This is a genomic window from Cloacibacillus sp. (assembly GCA_036655895.1).
Lineage (GTDB): Bacteria > Synergistota > Synergistia > Synergistales > Synergistaceae > JAVVPF01.
On the sequence record JAVVPF010000136.1, the window covers coordinates 1 to 711 of the forward strand.

General features: G+C 51.3%; 2 protein-coding genes. Both read left to right on the plus strand.

Annotated elements, in window-relative coordinates; genetic code table 11:
• On the plus strand, window positions 1-325 hold a 325-nt coding region (locus tag RRY12_13330), incomplete at its 5' end, for a hypothetical protein (GenBank protein ID MEG2185657.1).
• The coding region (locus tag RRY12_13335) for a transposase (protein ID MEG2185658.1) at window positions 300-711 on the plus strand (412 nt) is incomplete at its 3' end. The genes RRY12_13330 and RRY12_13335, both read left to right, overlap by 26 nt.

Below are 711 nucleotides of genomic sequence, written 5' to 3' on the forward strand. Positions count from 1 at the left end.
GTGGCGGTGGATCAAGACGCTATCCTCCCAATGGAACTGTTATTGGCTTTTAGCTTCGGGTTCGCTGAGTAGGTTTTGGATGATTCCGCAGATCGCCTCTGTCGTAACCGAACCGGTTGCGGCGGAGATTGTCGGCGATGATCTCCGCGATCGGATTTTGGCTTACGAACACAGGCGCATTGCTTATCTATATGATCCGCAACCCAAATCCGGGGGCTGTGACAGTAAGCCGAAAGAAAAACCGAGCCGCGAGCTTGCGAAAGCAAGACAAGCGGCTCGGTTTCTGGTAAAATGGATGTATGAAAAACAACTTTACCGAGGGTAATTATCGCACATCAGCTCGGAATGTGCAACTGAAAATGGATGAAGTTTTTGCAGAGCGCGTGATCCCTGCGAACGACAAGGTGCGGCTATTAGACGAAATGATCGAGGAATTAGACTTGAGCCCGATCATGAGAGCACGGAAACGGCGCAGTCGGGAAGAACGGACAAGCGACATGGCGATGTTCAAGGTAATCGTATATGCAGCGATGGAGCGGAAGTATTCGAGCCGCCCGATCGAAGAAGCGTGCTTGCGTGACATCAACTACATATGGCTACTGAACGGAGAACCGGCACCGGGATACCGGAGCATTTGTCGGTTTCGAAGCGACGTACTGAGCGAGTGTGCAGAAGAGATATTTTACGAGTTCGTGCACAAGCTGAAAGCGC